A 14,946-nucleotide genomic window follows, 5' to 3' on the forward strand; every position below is an offset into this window, starting at 1 on the left:
CGGTGTGGTGGCCCGCGAGCTGAGCTTCACGGTGATCGGCCAGAATGATGCGCCTTACATCGAGCCGTGGAACTCCACGCTCGAAGGCACGGTCGACGAGAATGACGCGCCGGTCTTGACCACCGCCGGCTCGATCGTGTTCGACGATGTCGATGCCAGCGACCAGCACTACGGCTATATCAATAATGTCACCCAGACGGGCACGGTCGGCGACTTCAACATCTATGACCTGTATGGCCTGCTGCGCCTGGATGATTATGCCTCTGGCGGCGCGCTGGGCTGGACCTTCAATGCAGATAGCGGCCTGTTCGACTATCTGCAGGAAGGCGAGAGCGTCACCCTGACCTATGATGTCGAGGTGACCGATGGACGCGAAGGCGGCCAGACGACGGTCTCGATCACGATTGAAGGGGCGAATGACCTGCCCAGCTTTGTCGACTTCACGATCTCGTTCGGTGAAAGCGAACCCCTGTGGGTCAATCTTCTCGCCAGCGTCCAGGACGTTGACAGCGACACGGTGATTGTCACCGATGTCACGGCCCATACCGACAATCCCGACCGCGTTGTCGTGGCCAATGTGGACTATGAGGCTGGCACGGTCTCCTTCCCCTATGGCCAGTATGAAGACTTGGCCGAAGGCGAAACCGAAACGCTGACCATCAGCTTCAACCTCGAAGACAGTGATGGCGGGGTGCTGCCGCGCGAATTCAATTTCACGATCATCGGGCAGAATGATGCGCCCTATTTCGAGCCTTGGAACTCGTCGCTGGAGGCGACTGCGGACACCGGCAGCGCTGGGCAGCTTGAAGCGAGTGGCGTGATCGGGATCTGGGATCCTGATGCCAGCGACGAGCACACGGGGACCACGCTCAGCGTCAGCCTTGCCGGCGATGTCGGTGGGCTGACGGAAGCCGATGTCCTTGGCCTGTTGAGTTTTGATGGCTCCCGCCCGGACGCGTCGGTCGACTGGTCCTTCGCGGCGGGGTCCGCCTTGTTTGCCCACCTGTCCGGCGATCAGAGCATCACCCTGACCTATGAGGTCGAGATCAGTGATGGCCATGACACGGTGACGGCGCCGGTGACCATCACGGTGACCGCGCAGAATGCAGCGCCGGTTGCGCCGGATCTCGCAGTGTCGATGAACGAGGACAGCTTCTTTGTGAATGTTGACCTGCTGGACGGTGCCAGTGATGCGGACGGCGACAGCCTGACTGTCAGCAATGTTGTCCTTGAAACGTCCAATCCGGACCGGAGCTTTGCCTATAGCCTCGACACCTCGGGCGGGCAGTTCACCATTTACCCGGGCAATTTCCAGGACCTCTCGGAGGGTGAAACAGAAACCATCACCCTGACCTATGATGTCGCAGACGGGCAGGGCGGTGTCACGCAGCGCACGACCACCGTCACGGTCGATGGGATCAATGATCCCGTTTCAGCCAGCGGCGGCGCCAGCTTGATGTTTGGCGAGAATGACGCATCGGTGTTGAGTGACAGCGGAACGATCAGCTACAGCGATGCCGACGCCAATGACACGCACACCGCTTCGATCAGCAGTGTCGGTGTGCGCGGCCAGGATGCCGGGCTGGCGGGCGTCGACCTTGCCAGTCTCTTCACGCTGGACGCCAGTGACGGGGTCCTGTCCTGGTCTTTTGAAGCTGACGGCAGTGTGTTCGACTACCTCAATGACGGTGACACACTCCTGCTGGATTTCCAGATCGAGCTCAGCGATGGTTTGTCGACCAGCACCGTCCAGATCAATGTGATGATTCTTGGTGCCACGGATGCGGCGGCCTCGATGGAGGCGCAGGTTTTCGACAAGGCGCAGGCGTTTGACCTGTCCAAGACGCCGGTTGCCGACGATCTGGTTGATACGGACCCAGGCACTGACCCCGGCTTGGTCACCCTGTCCCACGAAGACGGGCTGACCGTCATTACCGCGGCAGATGTGGCGGACTTCGCCTTTGAGCGGGTCTTCGACGTCACCAATTTCCGCGGGGCGGTCCAGTTCGCCAGCCTCACCGAAACCAGTGACACAGCAATGGAACTCGACAGCGTGCAGCCCACGCTTGGTCAGGCAGATGCATTCGACTTGCCCGGTCTGGATGCTTTCGGCCTGCCCCATGATGATGCAGCCTTGACCGTGCCCCTGCCGGACATGCCCGAAGGCTGGTAGGAGCGGCCGCATCAACATGTCTGTAGAGTGCTCAGGCGGCCCTCCCCAAGGGCCGCCTGATGCATGTCCGGGCGCAGCGAACCGGGTTCGGGACTGGCGGGCGGGCAGAATTGGTTTAGAACGCTCGCCAAAGCCAAACCCAGCAAGCGACCGGTTGATCATGATCCCTGAAAATCCCCGCATCCTCCTCACCAATGACGATGGCATTCGCGCCCACGGGCTCAAGGTGCTGGAGAAAATCGCGCGCCAGCTGACCGATGATGTCTGGATCGTGGCGCCGGCCGAGGAACAGTCCGGGGCCGGGCGGTCGCTGTCGCTGCATGATCCGTTGCGGGTACGCCATTTCGACGAGCGCCGCATGTCGGTCTCCGGCACACCGACCGATTGCGTGCTGATGGGGATCCAGGACCTGATCCCGGGCAAGCAGCCTGATCTCGTCCTGTCCGGCGTCAATCGCGGCCAGAATATCGCCGAGGACGTGACCTTCTCCGGCACGGTTGCCGGCGCCATGCAGGGCATGCAGCTGGGCATTCCTTCGGTGGCCTTGTCGCAGGCCTATGGCTTTGGCAAGGACGATCCGATCCAGTGGGAAACGGCGGAGATGTATGGCGCGCCGATCCTGCGCCGCCTGTTCGATCTGAAATGGCCGGAAGACGTGCTTATCAACATCAATTTCCCGGATCGCAAACCGGACGAGGTGGAAGAGGTCGAGGTCACCCGCCAGGGGCGCCGTGATCAGCATATCCTGCACGCCGAACACCGGGTCGATCCGCGCGGGATGGATTATTACTGGCTGGCCTTCAAGGGCCTGTTGTCCAATCCGCCGGACGGTGTTGACCTGCGGGCGATCTATGACGGCAAGATTTCGGTCACGCCGCTGCACATGGACCTGACCCATGGCGAAACGCTGGGCAATCTGAAAAGCATGCTTGGCGGCGTTCCGCCCAAGTCCTGATCAACGCCCGCACCCGGAGGCCTGCCGCGCATGCAATTGCCAGATCCCCGCATGATCCAGCTCGTGATGAGCCTGCGCGGTGGCGGTGTGACCGATGCCACGGTCATGGGCGCGCTCGAACGTACCCCGCGTCACCTGTTCGTACCGCAGCGTTTCGGCGATCAGGCCTATGATGACCGGGCCCTGCCGATCGATTGCGGCCAGACGATCTCGCAGCCGCTGATCGTGGCCCTGATGACCCAGGCGCTGAAACTGGATGATCGATGCAAGGTGCTCGAAATCGGTACCGGCTCGGGCTATCAGGCCGCCGTGCTGGCGCGTCTGGCGCGGCGGGTCTATTCGGTCGAGCGGTACCGTACCCTGTCGCGCGAGGCCGAGGCCCGTTTCGAGGCCATGCGTCTGACCAATATTGTCACCAGGATCGGTGATGGCACGCTGGGCTGGCCGGAACAGGCGCCGTTTGATCGCATCATTCTCACCGCCTCGGCACCCACCCGTCCGGACGCCATTCTCCAACAGCTCAAGGATGGCGGCATCGCCGTGGCCCCGGTCGACCGGGACAACCGGCAGGTACTGGTCCGCTATGACCGCGACGGTGAAACCATCACCGAAACCGATCTGATGGATGTGCGTTTCGTCCCGCTGGTAAAGGGCGAAGCTCGCGCTTTGTAAGGGCTTTTGCCGGGAATATGTGCTAGAGTGCGGACATGGGCGTGAAGTACGAACACATTGAGACAGACCGGTTGGTCGTCCTGACTTTGACCGGCCTCCCGACGCGAACGGATCATGCGGCGTTTGCCAGGCGGGTCGCGGCGCAGGTCCGGTCGGGGCAGGCGCGTGGCGTGATCATTGATGCCTCCGCTGCCGAATTGCCGACCCGGCAAAGCTATTCCCGCGAAATTTGGGAAGATTTCCTCGCTGAAATCGGTGCGTGCCCCTTCGCCTATGTGCCACCGGTCGGACATGACGATGCGGAGCGACAGGCGATGATCGAGGGGCTCCTGGGTGAATGGGGTACCTGCTTTACGACCGCCGAGGATGTGACCCGGGCCCGTGCCTGGTGCCTTGCGCAATTGGCGGACTCCTCGCGCTGAATTGGCGCCAATCACGACATCCACATTAAATCTGCATCAGGAACGGGCGGGCCGTCGTGTGGATAACCGCCGGTTAAGCCTTCTCTGGCTTGATGGCCGCGGAAATCCTATCGGAGGTCGAGCCTGAAATGCGTGTCACGTCCCTGATCTGCCTCGTTGCGGTGGTGAGTGCGAGCCTTGCGGCCTGTGCGACCAATCCGCGTGAGCCGGCCCGGGTCGACTATCGCAGTTTTGGCAATGGATCGAATACCGCATCGTCATCTTCTTCCTCGCGTTCCCCGCAACGCGGCACGATGAATTGCGGCTCCGGCTATACGGTTCGGACCAATGACACCCTGTCCGAGATTGCCGAGCGTTGCGGCGTCGGCATGTCGGATCTGGCCAGCACCAATGGTCTCAGCGCGCCCTATACGCTGCGTGTGGGTCAGACCATCTCGATGCCGCGACCACCGGTTCATGTGGTCCAGCGCGGCGAGAACCTGTATCGGATCGGCCTGCGCTATGGTGTGCCATTCCAGCAGCTTGCCAACCATAATGGCATCGGCGCACCTTTCGAAATCGAGGTCGGACAGCAGATCCGCCTGCCCAATGGCGCCCGGGTCGCGAGCACCTCGTCCGGGGGTTCTTCGCGCGCACCGACGACATCGTCGAACAGGGATCGCTATACGCCGCCGCCAGCCGAGGCCGGGGCCCCGAGCTTTGACTGGCCGGTCCGCGGTTCGGTCCTCGCCAGCTTCGGGCGCCGCCCCAATGGCGAGCGCAATGACGGTATCAATATCGAAGCGGCGGCTGGTGCCGATGTGCGCGCATCCGCGCCTGGCCAGGTCGTCTACGCCGGCAGTGAGCTGGCTGGTTATGGCCAGCTGGTACTGGTCCGGCACTCCGGTGGCTTCGTGACCGCCTATGCCCACAATTCCCGGCTTCTGGTGCGCGAAGGCGACCAGGTCAGCCGCGGTCAGGTCATTGCCCAGGCCGGCGCAACCGGTACGGTTGACCGCCCGCAGGTTCATTTCGAGATCCGCTCCGGTGTCAATCCGGTCGATCCGATGTCCTATCTGCGCTGACCGCAAGCCGGCCAAGTGTGCCTTTGTGCACACAGAAGCAGCCTGATCCAACAGCCGACCCTTGTTGCAACCAAGGCCCGTGCCGATATAGTCCCGCGCATTCGAATTTCCGGGCGTCGGCGCAATCCTGTTGCGTTACGCGCCCAGCAGCCGCGGAGCGCGCTTCTTCATGCAAGAATTTCTTCAATCCCCGATCCCGATGCTCGTCCTCATGGGCCTGGTCTTCTATTTCCTGCTCATTCGTCCGCAGCAAAAGCGCATGAAAGAGCACAAGGAGTTGATCGGCGGCCTCAAGCGCGGTGACGAAGTCATCACCCAGGGCGGCATGATCGGAAAGATCGCCAAGGTCTCTGACGAGGAAGTCACCCTTGATGTGGGCGAAGGCGTGAAGGTCCGTATCGTCCGTTCGACGATTGCCGACGTGAAGGGGCGTACAGCGCCCAAGCCGGCCAATGACGCCAAGTCGGATACCAAGAAAGACGCCAAGAAGGACGACAAGGAAATCGGCTGAGCCGATTGACCGTCATCCCTGATCGTCCCTGACCAAGAGGCCGCGCTGACATGCTGCATTTCGGGCGTTGGAAACTGCTTTCCATATTCCTCATCACGCTGCTCGGCGTGATGTACACCATCCCCAATTTCGTGCCGGAAGAAGACCGGTTCACGATCAATGAGGTGGATGGTACGGCCACGCCCAAGGGCATCTGGCGCTTCATCCCGGCCGGGACGATCAATCTGGGCCTCGACCTGCAGGGCGGTTCGCATATCGTCTTCGAAGTCGACATGGACGAGGTGCGCGACGCCCAGCTGGAAACGCTGGCGTCCGACATCCGCACCACCCTGCGCGAAGCGCCGCCGGTGCTGGCCCGGTCGGTCGCCGTGATCGGCGATGAAGTCGTCGTCCTGATGGTTCGCCCGGAAGAACGCGACGCGGCACTCGAGCGGATCCGCGAGCTCAATGCACCGGTCACGACCGGCATTGGCCAGGTCGGTCTGTCCAACATGTATGATATCGGTGCGGACCCGTCTGACCCGTCGGCGATCCGGATCTCGGTGACCTCGCAGCAGTATGAGTCCATCCGCAACCGCACACTGGAACAGTCGATCACGGTGATCCGTCGCCGCCTCGACGGGCTGGGCACCACCGACCCGACCATCGCCCGCTCCGGCGACCGCCGGGTTCTCGTGCAGGTGCCGGGGGCCGATGATCCGCAGGAGATCATCGATCTGGTCGGAACACAGGCCGCGATGAGCTTCCACATGGTCGACGAGGATGTCGATCCGGGGCCCAATGGCCAGGCGCGTACGCCGCCGGGCGTGACGGTCTATCCGATGGCGGACACGGGCGGGACACAGTGGCTGGCGGTTGAAACGCGACAGCGGCTGACCGGTGAAAATCTCAACAGCGCCAACGTCACCACCCATCCGAACTACGCCGGGCCGGTTGTCGGCTTCCGTCTCGATACGCAAGGCGCCCTGATTTTTGGCGAACTGACACGGGCCAATCGCGGTCGTCGTTTCGCCATCGTGCTCGACAGCGAGATCATCACCGCGCCGACGATCAACGAACCGATCCTGTCGGGCTCGGGCGTGATCGGCGGCGGGTATACTTATGAGTCCGCCAACCAGCTGGTCATCCTGCTCAATGCGGGCGCACTGCCAGCCTCGCTGACGCCGGTTGAGCAGCGGGTCGTCACCGGTACGCTCGGTCAGGACCAGGTGGAAAGCGGCAAGCTGGCCATCCTGATCGGTTTTGCCCTGGTGATTGTCTTCATGGTCGCCATGTACGGCGTGTTCGGCCTGTTCTCGACCATGGCGCTCTTGGTCAATGTCGTCCTCATCTTGGGCGGCCTGTCGGGACTTGGCATGACGCTGACCCTGCCGGGTATCGCCGGTATCATCCTGACCATCGGCATGGCGGTGGACGCCAATGTGCTGATCTATGAACGGATCCGCGAGGAGGTGTTGAACAACCGCACCCCGGTGCAGGCGATCCAGGCTGGCTATGAGCGGGCCCTGGCCGCCATTCTCGATGCCAACATTACCACCTTCATCGCCGCAGCCGTGCTCTACATGCTCGGTGCCGGTCCGGTGCGGGGTTTCGCGGTGACGCTGGGTATCGGCATCATCACCTCGGTCTTTACGGCCTTCGTCGTCTCCCGCCTGCTGGCGGTTCTCTGGCTGCGGGCGTTCAAGCCCAAAAAGCTGCCGCTTTAAGGGGAGGAAACGAACATGACCCTCGCACTCGTCAAATACCTGCCGACCTCCGGTAAGATCCCCTTCATCCGCGCTCGCTGGATCGCCCTTGGGGTGTCCGGCCTGTTCATCCTGTTCTCGATGTTCGAGTTCGCCACGGTCGGCATCAATTTCGGCATTGATTTCCGCGGCGGCATCCAGACCGAAGTCGCGGCGACTAACACCACCTCGATCGAGGATTTGCGGGCGACTGCGAATGGCCTCGACCTTGGCGAGGCGCGCGTCCAGGGCGCCGGCTCGGTGGGCGATGACCGAACCACCTACCTCATTTCCCTGCCCCTGCAGGAAGGCGAGGGGCTCGAAGGTGAAGCGGCGCAGAACACGGCTCGACAGGCCCTGGAAGCGGCGCTGACGACGACTTTTCCGGATATCCAGATGCGCGGCACGACGGTGATCGGCGGCGCGGTGTCAGGCGAGCTGATCGTGACCGGTTTCACCGCGATTGGCGTCGCGCTCTTCCTGATGCTGATCTACATCTGGTTCCGCTTCGAGTGGCAGTATTCGGTCGGTGCCATCATCGCCCTGACCCACGACGTCATCGCCACCATCGGCATGTTCTCGCTGACCCAGATGACGTTCGACCTCGCAACCGTCGCCGCCATCCTGACCATTGTCGGTTACTCGATGAACGACACCGTCGTGGTCTATGACCGGATCCGCGAAAATCTGCGCAAGTACAAGCGCAAGCCGCTTCAGGAAGTGCTCGACCTGTCGATCAATGACACGCTGTCACGGACCATCCTGACCTCTGTGACGACGCTGGTGGCGCTGATCTCGCTCTACCTGATCGGTGGCACGGCCCTGAAGGGCTTCGCCTTCGCCATGATCTGGGGCGTGATGATTGGTACCTTCTCGTCGATCTTCGTCGCCGCGCCGATCCTGCTGTTCACCAATGTCCAGCGTGAAAGCAATGAGAGCTGATCAGGCCCGGCCGGGCGCATACCCGGCCGGACTATCCTGAAACGCGAATAAGCCGTAATTTCTCCCCGATGACAGACTGATTCTGACATTGGGGAGGGATTACAATGGCTGGAATTCTCAGCAATCTACGCGCGACCGTGATCGTGTCACTCGTGCTCGCGGCGCTCTATCTGGGCGCCTATGTCCTGACGGGCTCGATCGAGCTCAACAGCGCATTCTGGCAGGGCCTGGCCCGCTGGACCCATGTTGTCGCCGGCATCATGTGGATCGGCCTGCTCTGGTATTTCAACTTCGTCCAGATCCCGAACATGCCGAAAATTCCGGATGAGCAGAAGCCGGCCATTGGCAAGGTGATCGCACCGGCGGCCCTGTTCTGGTTCCGTTGGGGCGCCGCCTTTACCGTCCTGACCGGTCTGATGGTTGCGGGTCTGCGTGGCTATTCGATGGAAGTGCTGACCCTTGGCGTGGCAGCCGAGATCTACACGCCGCAATACTCTTTCATCGGTATCGGCATGTGGCTGGCGATCATCATGGCGGCCAATGTCTGGTTCGTGATCTGGCCCAACCAGAAAATCGCCCTGGGCATGGTCGAGGCCGAGGCCGACGCCAAGCCGAAAGCCGCCCGCACGGCGATGCTGTTCTCGCGCACCAACACGCTCCTGTCCTTCCCGATGCTGATCGCGATGGCCATGGCGCAGACGGTCTTTGGCTAGCACAAGGCCGCCAGTATTGACCTGAAACGTTCAGGGCCCGCCGAAAGTCGGCGGGCCCTGTTCACGTTCGGGGGGTACGTGAGCATCCGAGCCCGCGAGGTAGGGAGGGGTTGCGGCCCGTTGCCTGTCTGTAACGCCGCGGGCAGCGCAATTCCGTCGCCCGGATCTGAAGAATATTCTCAGGCGTCAGTCGAAGGCGAAACTCGCATACACCATGGGCCGGAAAATACGCAGCGTACGCGGCTCGGGCCGGTATTGGGATGGCTGGATCTGCGTCATGATCACCGCTGCCGTACCCGTCGCCGGGCTGACGAAGAAGTCGGTGTCGAAGAAGCCGCCCCAGCTGAGATCACCCGGCACGCCGGCCGGTTGCTGGCCTTCAGCCGGTGGCAGGACGACATCCATGCCCAGCGCGAAGCTGCGACCACCCCAATCGCCGGTCTGGTCGGCCGTGACGTGGGGGCTGGCGAGGATGGCAAAGGTCTCCGGCGTGATCAGCTGGACATCGCCCAGCGCGCCGCCATTGGCGAGCAACATCGCAAAGCGGATATAGTCCGACGCCGTGGAGACCAGCCCCCCACCACCGGACGGCCAGTCCGGGCTGCCGAACTCGTAATCGATCATGCTGCCTGTCTCGTCATGCACATAGAGCGGCGCCAGCATTGTTTCATCGAAATCAACATCGCTGAAAAAGAAGCCGGTCGAGCTCATGCCAAGCGGTGTGAAGATCTCGGTTTCGAGGAAGGTGTTGAGCGGCATGCCGCTGACGACCTCGATCACCCGCCCGGCCACATCCAGCCCGTAGGAGTATTGCCAGACATCGCCCGGATCATTGTACAGCGGCAGGGCGGCGAGGCGGTCGATGCGGGCTGCCAGGTCGCCTTCGCCGGAATAGAGGGTGTTTTCCAGATAGAGCTGACCGAGGTCGCTTTCGGTCTCGAAGATATAGCCCAGCCCGGCGGTATGGGTGAGCAGGTGCTCGATGGTCATCACGCTGTCCGGCGCGCGGGTCTCGATTTCGCCAGCCTCATTGGCCATCGGCGAGACCGCGACGCGAATGTCGGCGAAGGCCGGGATGTAAGCGCTGACCGGGTCGTCCAGTGAGATTTCGCCGCGTTCGACCAGCATCATGATGGCCATCGTCGTGACCGGCTTGGTCATCGAGGCGATGCGAACCGGGGTGTCGACGGTGAAGGGCGTGTGGTTGGTGAGGTCGGCTTCACCTGCTTCCGACACGAAAGCGATGCGCTCACCGCGGGCGATGATCGCCGCATAACCGGGCCGCGCGCCCTCCGCCGCCAATTCGTCGAGGCGGGCATCGAGCAAGCCCAGTGCATGCGGGTCAAAGCCCAGTGCTGCGGGATTTTCGACTGTCTGGATGTCTTGCGCCTGGAGCGGCGCGGTGACGGCCAGCATGGCCGTCGAGGCCAGCGCAAGCGCCGTCATGGCTTGTTTGAACGCCATCTAACCTTCCCTTCGGGATATGTGTTTATCGACCGAGGGGAAGGTTAGGGCGCATGTGGCGCTCTGACGAGAGCCTTATTGGGCGGCGGCGAGGTTTTCAGCCGCAAATTCCCAGTTCACGAGCTTGTCGAGGAAGGTCGTGATGTAGTCCGGGCGACGATTCTGGAAGTCGAGATAGTAGGCGTGCTCCCAGACATCCATCGTCAGGAGCGGCGTGACGCCATCCTCGGTGAGCGGTGTCTCGGCATTCAGCGTCTTGCGGACTTCCAGCTTGCCGCCTGCAATCACCAGCCAGGCCCAGCCGGAACCGAACTGCGTTGCGCCGGCATCGGCGAAGGCGGTCTTGAATGCGTCCAGCGATCCGAAGTCACGGTCGATCATCGCGGCCAGCTCGCCGGTCGGCGCGCCGCCGCCATTGGGTCGCATGGACTGCCAGTAGAAGGTGTGGTTCCAGATCTGGGCAGCATTGTTGAAAATGCCGGCCTTGGCGGTATCGCCAGCCGTGCTGCGGATCACGTCTTCCAGTGACTGGGCGGCCAGATCGGTGCCCTCGACCAGACCGTTCAGCTTGGTCACATAGGCGTTGTGATGCTTCCCGTGGTGGAAATCGAGCGTCTGGGAGGAGATATGGGGGGCCAGTGCATCCTTGGCATAGGGCAGATCGGGCAGGGTGAAAGCCATGGGAACCTCTTACGGTGACGTAGACAGGACGGATGATGGCCCGGCGGGCCGTTTTCATGTCCGGACATATGGTGTGGTTGGCAGGCATGTCTACCGGGGAGACGCATGATGGGGTCAGAAATCGACAGCCTGCTGCGCAATAGCGATCCGGACCGCTATCTGTGCGCCTTGTTCGCGCAGCCCGACCAGCGGGCTGGGCTGCTGGCGCTGTATGGACTCGACCATGAACTGGCGCGTGTCGCCCTGTCGCCGTCGGAAAGCCTGATCGGTGAGATGAAGCTGACCTGGTGGCGCGATGCCGTAGCCGATCTGGGGGCCTCGCCGCCCAAGGTGCGGCGCCATGAGGTGACCGAAGGACTGGCGCGCCTGGGCGACCGGATCGAACCGACTGACCTGATGCCGCTGATCGAGGCCCGCTTCGACGACATATCTGCCCGCCCCTTTGCCGATCTGGAGGATGTGCTGGCCTATGTTGATGCGACGGCCGGTGTGTTGGTGCGCCTGTCGCTGCGTCTGGTCGACGCCACGGACAGCGTTTCGCCCGAGTTGGCGCTTGCCGCCGGACGCGCCTGGGGCCTGACCGGCTTGTTGCGGGCGTTTCCGCAGCGGGCCCGGATCGGCCGGGCGCCGGTGGGGGCCGACGAACTGGCGCGGCAGGACGCCACGCCCGCCATGCTGGCCCAGGGGCTTGGCGCTGAGAAGGTGGCGGCGGCGCGCCAGCCGGTGATTGCGACCGCGCGGGCTGCCTGCGAAACGGTCGGGGCCGCCGGCGCCCTGCCGGCGCAAGCTGTTCCGGCGATCGGCTATTGCCGCCTGGCCGCGACATATCTCGACCGATTGCCGGACGGTCCGTACCAGATCGCACCGGACCTCAACCCGCTCGGTCGTCGCCTGCGACTGACCTGGCTGGCCCTGACCGGCCGATAGACGGTCGCAGGGTCTTGCGTCCCACACCCGCACGCGTTCAACATGGGCGCAATCAAGGAGAATACCCATGCATCATGCGCTGATCACCGGAGCCAATCGCGGACTGGGGCTGGAACATGCCCGGCAATTGCTCGAGCGCGGCTGGCATGTCAGCGCGGCGGTGCGCTCGCCGGCAGATGCGACCGAGCTGCCGGCATTGCCGGTCGGTGATGGCAAGCTGGACCTGCACGCCTATGACGCGGCCGATCCGGCCAGCGCGGAGGCTCTGGCCAAGGCGGTCACCGGTCCGGTCGACCTGCTGTTCGCCAATGCCGGAATGATGGCGCCTGAAACCCGCAAGTTCGGCAGCGCGGCAGGGGCCGCCATGCTGGAAGAATTCAAGGTCAACTCGATCGCGCCCCTGGCGCTGGTCGAAGCCTTTGTCGATCAGGTGGCGGCGTCGGAAATGAAGGTCGTCGCCCTGCAGTCATCCCGCATGGGCTCGATCCGCGACAATGGCAGCGGCGGCGGTTACGGCTATCGCTCGTCAAAGGCGGCCCTCAATGCCATCGGCAAGTCGCTGAGCATTGACCTCAAGGATCGCGGCATCGTCGTGCTGACGCTCCACCCCGGCTGGGTGAAAACCGACATGGGTGGCCCCAATGGACAACTAACCGTGCAGGAATCGGTATCGGGCCAGCTCGACCTTATCGCCCGTGCCTATGGCAATCCGGTGATGAGCGGCCGTTTCTACCACGTCTCCGGCCAGGACCTGCCCTGGTAGGCAGGGCCTGACCGGGACCTGGATGACTACTCGCCGAGATGCTCGGCGAGGAAGGTTTCCACATTGCGCAGGACCAGTTCACGCATGCTCGGTCCGGTGAGCCAGTGATCGAGCTCGCGCTCGTGGATGTAGGTGACATCCTTGCCGGCACGTTCGAGGGCGCGGTTCATGATGTCGGAATGTTCGTCATCCACGACACTGTCTTCACGGCCGTGAATCAGCAGGACCGGGATCTGCACCGCATCGGCGTGCTCGGCCGGTGAAATATGGTCAGCCTGGTCACGGTCCGGTAGCTCTTCGGTTCCCGTCAGGCGGGAGGCCAGCAGGCGGGAGTAGGGCGATTGATAGCCGCCCCAGAGGTCGGCATTGCGGGCAATCTCCCAGAGGTCGGTAACCGGCGCGATCGCAGCGGCGCACTGGAAGGCATCCGGTGTGAACGTGGCGGCGGCGAGGGCGGCATATCCACCATAACTCGCCCCGACGATGCAGGCCCGGCCCTCGGCGGCATAGCCGGCCCGGACCATGGCATTCATGCCATCCGTGAGGTCTGACTGCATCACGCCGCGACCCCATTCGCCCCAACCAGCCTGTTCCCAGGCGACACCATAGCCGCTCGACCCGCGATAATTGGGTTGCAGGACCAGGTAACCGCGGCTGGCGAGGAAGTGGGCCAGGTAATCGAACCCGCCGGTGTCACGGGCGGCCGGACCACCATGCGGCAGGACAACGAGCGGATGCGGTCCGTCGCCATCCGGCAGGGTCAGATAGGCCGGGATCGAAGTCCCGTCGCTGGCACGATAGCGAATGGACAGGCGCTGGGGCAGCACGCTGTTGGCCAGTTCCGGGAAGGCATTGCCCAATGAAGCCAGTGACATCACTGTTGCATCAAACAGGAAATACTCGGTCGGCCGGTTCTCGCGATAGGCCGCGACCGTGAACTGGGTCCGGTCGCGCGACCATGAGAAAATCGAGACATAGGCATCGGGAATGGCGGCTTCGAGAGACACCTGGATGTTCGTCATCCCTTCGTCAAACCACACATAAGTCGGCATTTCGCGATCGATGCGGGCACCGAGAACAGTGTTGGTATAGTAGTCGAACAAGGGGGTGGTCAGGTCGAATTCGTCGTCCTGGAAAAGCACGCGGACCGGCTCACCGGTTGCAAGCGAAACCGAGTAAAGGCGACGGCCGCCTTCATTGGGTCGGTCGGTGAAGACCAGCTCGTCAGGAGCCCCCGCCATGATGCCCCACATGGATGTCGTGAGCTGAGGTTCAGTGCGCTCCTGCACGGTTGTCCAATATTCGCCGCTGCGCGTTTCCAGCCCGTACTCGCTGGTGACAACATTGTACCGGAGCCGCGCGACCGGGGTGCCGCTGGCATCGAGGGCATAGCCGAAATAGCGCCCATCTGATCGTGCAATGGTGCGTTCCAGCCCGGTCTCGGGGTTCATGGCGGCAAGCCCTGCGCCACCGTCACGCCGGCCGCCAATGACCAGGTCACCGGTTTCAGGCACAACGCCAAGGGCGACCCCCGGCAGGTCCCTCAGGCGATCCGGGCGCTCGAGGTCGAGCGCGTACATGGTCGTGTAATCATCGGCGCCCCATTGGCCGTTATCGCGTGCGACCGACGCCACGATGATCAACATCCGGTCGCTGGCCCAGAACAGCCGGCTGACGCGCACATCCGACACGTTGGCCCCGGCGGGCGGCTCGCCGTCCCGTGACAGGACCGTTACGATCTGCCGGCCACCGGCCTCCGACAGCATGGCGATGCGGCGACCATCGGGTGAAATAACCGGTACGGCGATCTGGGGGTGACGGCTGAAGGCTTCGACGGGCGGCGGCGCCTGGGTCTGGGCCAGGCTGCCGGTGGCCACGGAAACGGCCGCCGCGAAAGCGGCGATGACGCGTGAAAACATGATTGGTCCCCAAAAT

General features: G+C 63.0%; 14 protein-coding genes. 11 read left to right on the forward strand and 3 right to left on the reverse strand.

Translation table 11 applies throughout. The features are described from left to right. The 9 genes from ACN0X9_RS14140 to ACN0X9_RS14180 all read left to right on the forward strand — a co-directional run. Positions 1-2,173: VCBS domain-containing protein (locus ACN0X9_RS14140; RefSeq protein WP_417488213.1), on the forward strand; the 2,173-nt coding region annotated here is incomplete at its 5' end. A gap of 160 nt (positions 2,174-2,333) precedes the next feature. After that, on the forward strand, positions 2,334-3,128 hold the full coding sequence (gene surE, locus ACN0X9_RS14145) for a 5'/3'-nucleotidase SurE (protein ID WP_417488214.1): 795 nt from the start codon (positions 2,334-2,336) through the stop codon (positions 3,126-3,128). Positions 3,129-3,158: 30 nt separating this feature from the next. Continuing rightward, positions 3,159-3,800: a protein-L-isoaspartate(D-aspartate) O-methyltransferase gene (locus ACN0X9_RS14150; RefSeq protein ID WP_417488215.1), complete on the forward strand. Its 642-nt coding sequence runs from the start codon at positions 3,159-3,161 to the stop codon at positions 3,798-3,800. Between the two features lie 41 nt (positions 3,801-3,841). Next, complete coding sequence (locus tag ACN0X9_RS14155) at positions 3,842-4,222, forward strand: hypothetical protein (protein ID WP_417488216.1); 381 nt, start codon at positions 3,842-3,844, stop codon at positions 4,220-4,222. Between the two features lie 128 nt (positions 4,223-4,350). Further along, on the forward strand, positions 4,351-5,286 hold the full coding sequence (locus tag ACN0X9_RS14160; RefSeq protein ID WP_417488217.1) for a peptidoglycan DD-metalloendopeptidase family protein: 936 nt from the start codon (positions 4,351-4,353) through the stop codon (positions 5,284-5,286). A gap of 169 nt (positions 5,287-5,455) precedes the next feature. Continuing rightward, positions 5,456-5,797: a preprotein translocase subunit YajC gene (gene yajC / locus ACN0X9_RS14165; RefSeq protein ID WP_417488218.1), complete on the forward strand. Its 342-nt coding sequence runs from the start codon at positions 5,456-5,458 to the stop codon at positions 5,795-5,797. A 50-nt stretch (positions 5,798-5,847) separates the two neighbouring features. Continuing rightward, the gene (gene secD / locus ACN0X9_RS14170) at positions 5,848-7,503 is read left to right on the forward strand and encodes a protein translocase subunit SecD (RefSeq protein WP_417488219.1); all 1,656 of its coding nucleotides are present in this window, start codon (positions 5,848-5,850) and stop codon (positions 7,501-7,503) included. 15 nt (positions 7,504-7,518) lie between these two features. After that, positions 7,519-8,463, forward strand: a complete 945-nt coding sequence (gene secF / locus ACN0X9_RS14175; protein WP_417488220.1) for a protein translocase subunit SecF — start codon at positions 7,519-7,521, stop codon at positions 8,461-8,463. Positions 8,464-8,567: 104 nt separating this feature from the next. Then, a complete protein-coding gene (locus tag ACN0X9_RS14180) occupies positions 8,568-9,176 on the forward strand; it encodes a urate hydroxylase PuuD (RefSeq protein WP_417488221.1) in 609 nt (202 codons plus the stop codon). A gap of 186 nt (positions 9,177-9,362) precedes the next feature. On the opposite strand, the gene ACN0X9_RS14185 is transcribed toward ACN0X9_RS14180, so the two are convergent. Then, the gene (locus tag ACN0X9_RS14185; protein WP_417488222.1) at positions 9,363-10,640 is read right to left on the reverse strand and encodes a serine hydrolase domain-containing protein; all 1,278 of its coding nucleotides are present in this window, start codon (positions 10,638-10,640) and stop codon (positions 9,363-9,365) included. A gap of 75 nt (positions 10,641-10,715) precedes the next feature. After that, positions 10,716-11,321 carry a superoxide dismutase gene (locus tag ACN0X9_RS14190; RefSeq protein ID WP_417488223.1) on the reverse strand — a complete coding sequence of 202 codons (606 nt, stop codon included), beginning with the start codon at positions 11,319-11,321 and terminating at the stop codon, positions 10,716-10,718. Between the two features lie 105 nt (positions 11,322-11,426). Between ACN0X9_RS14190 and ACN0X9_RS14195 the strand changes: the two genes are divergently transcribed. Both ACN0X9_RS14195 and ACN0X9_RS14200 read left to right on the forward strand, forming a co-directional pair. Continuing rightward, a complete protein-coding gene (locus ACN0X9_RS14195) occupies positions 11,427-12,248 on the forward strand; it encodes a squalene/phytoene synthase family protein (RefSeq protein WP_417488224.1) in 822 nt (273 codons plus the stop codon). A 67-nt stretch (positions 12,249-12,315) separates the two neighbouring features. Continuing rightward, the gene (locus tag ACN0X9_RS14200; RefSeq protein ID WP_417488225.1) at positions 12,316-13,011 is read left to right on the forward strand and encodes an SDR family oxidoreductase; all 696 of its coding nucleotides are present in this window, start codon (positions 12,316-12,318) and stop codon (positions 13,009-13,011) included. Between the two features lie 26 nt (positions 13,012-13,037). On the opposite strand, the gene ACN0X9_RS14205 is transcribed toward ACN0X9_RS14200, so the two are convergent. After that, positions 13,038-14,930 (reverse strand): alpha/beta hydrolase family protein, encoded by a 1,893-nt coding sequence (locus tag ACN0X9_RS14205; protein ID WP_417488226.1) that lies wholly within the window; start codon positions 14,928-14,930, stop codon positions 13,038-13,040. Positions 14,931-14,946 lie beyond the last annotated feature (16 nt).

It is taken from the genome of Maricaulis sp. (assembly GCF_048268525.1).
Lineage (GTDB): Bacteria > Pseudomonadota > Alphaproteobacteria > Caulobacterales > Maricaulaceae > Maricaulis.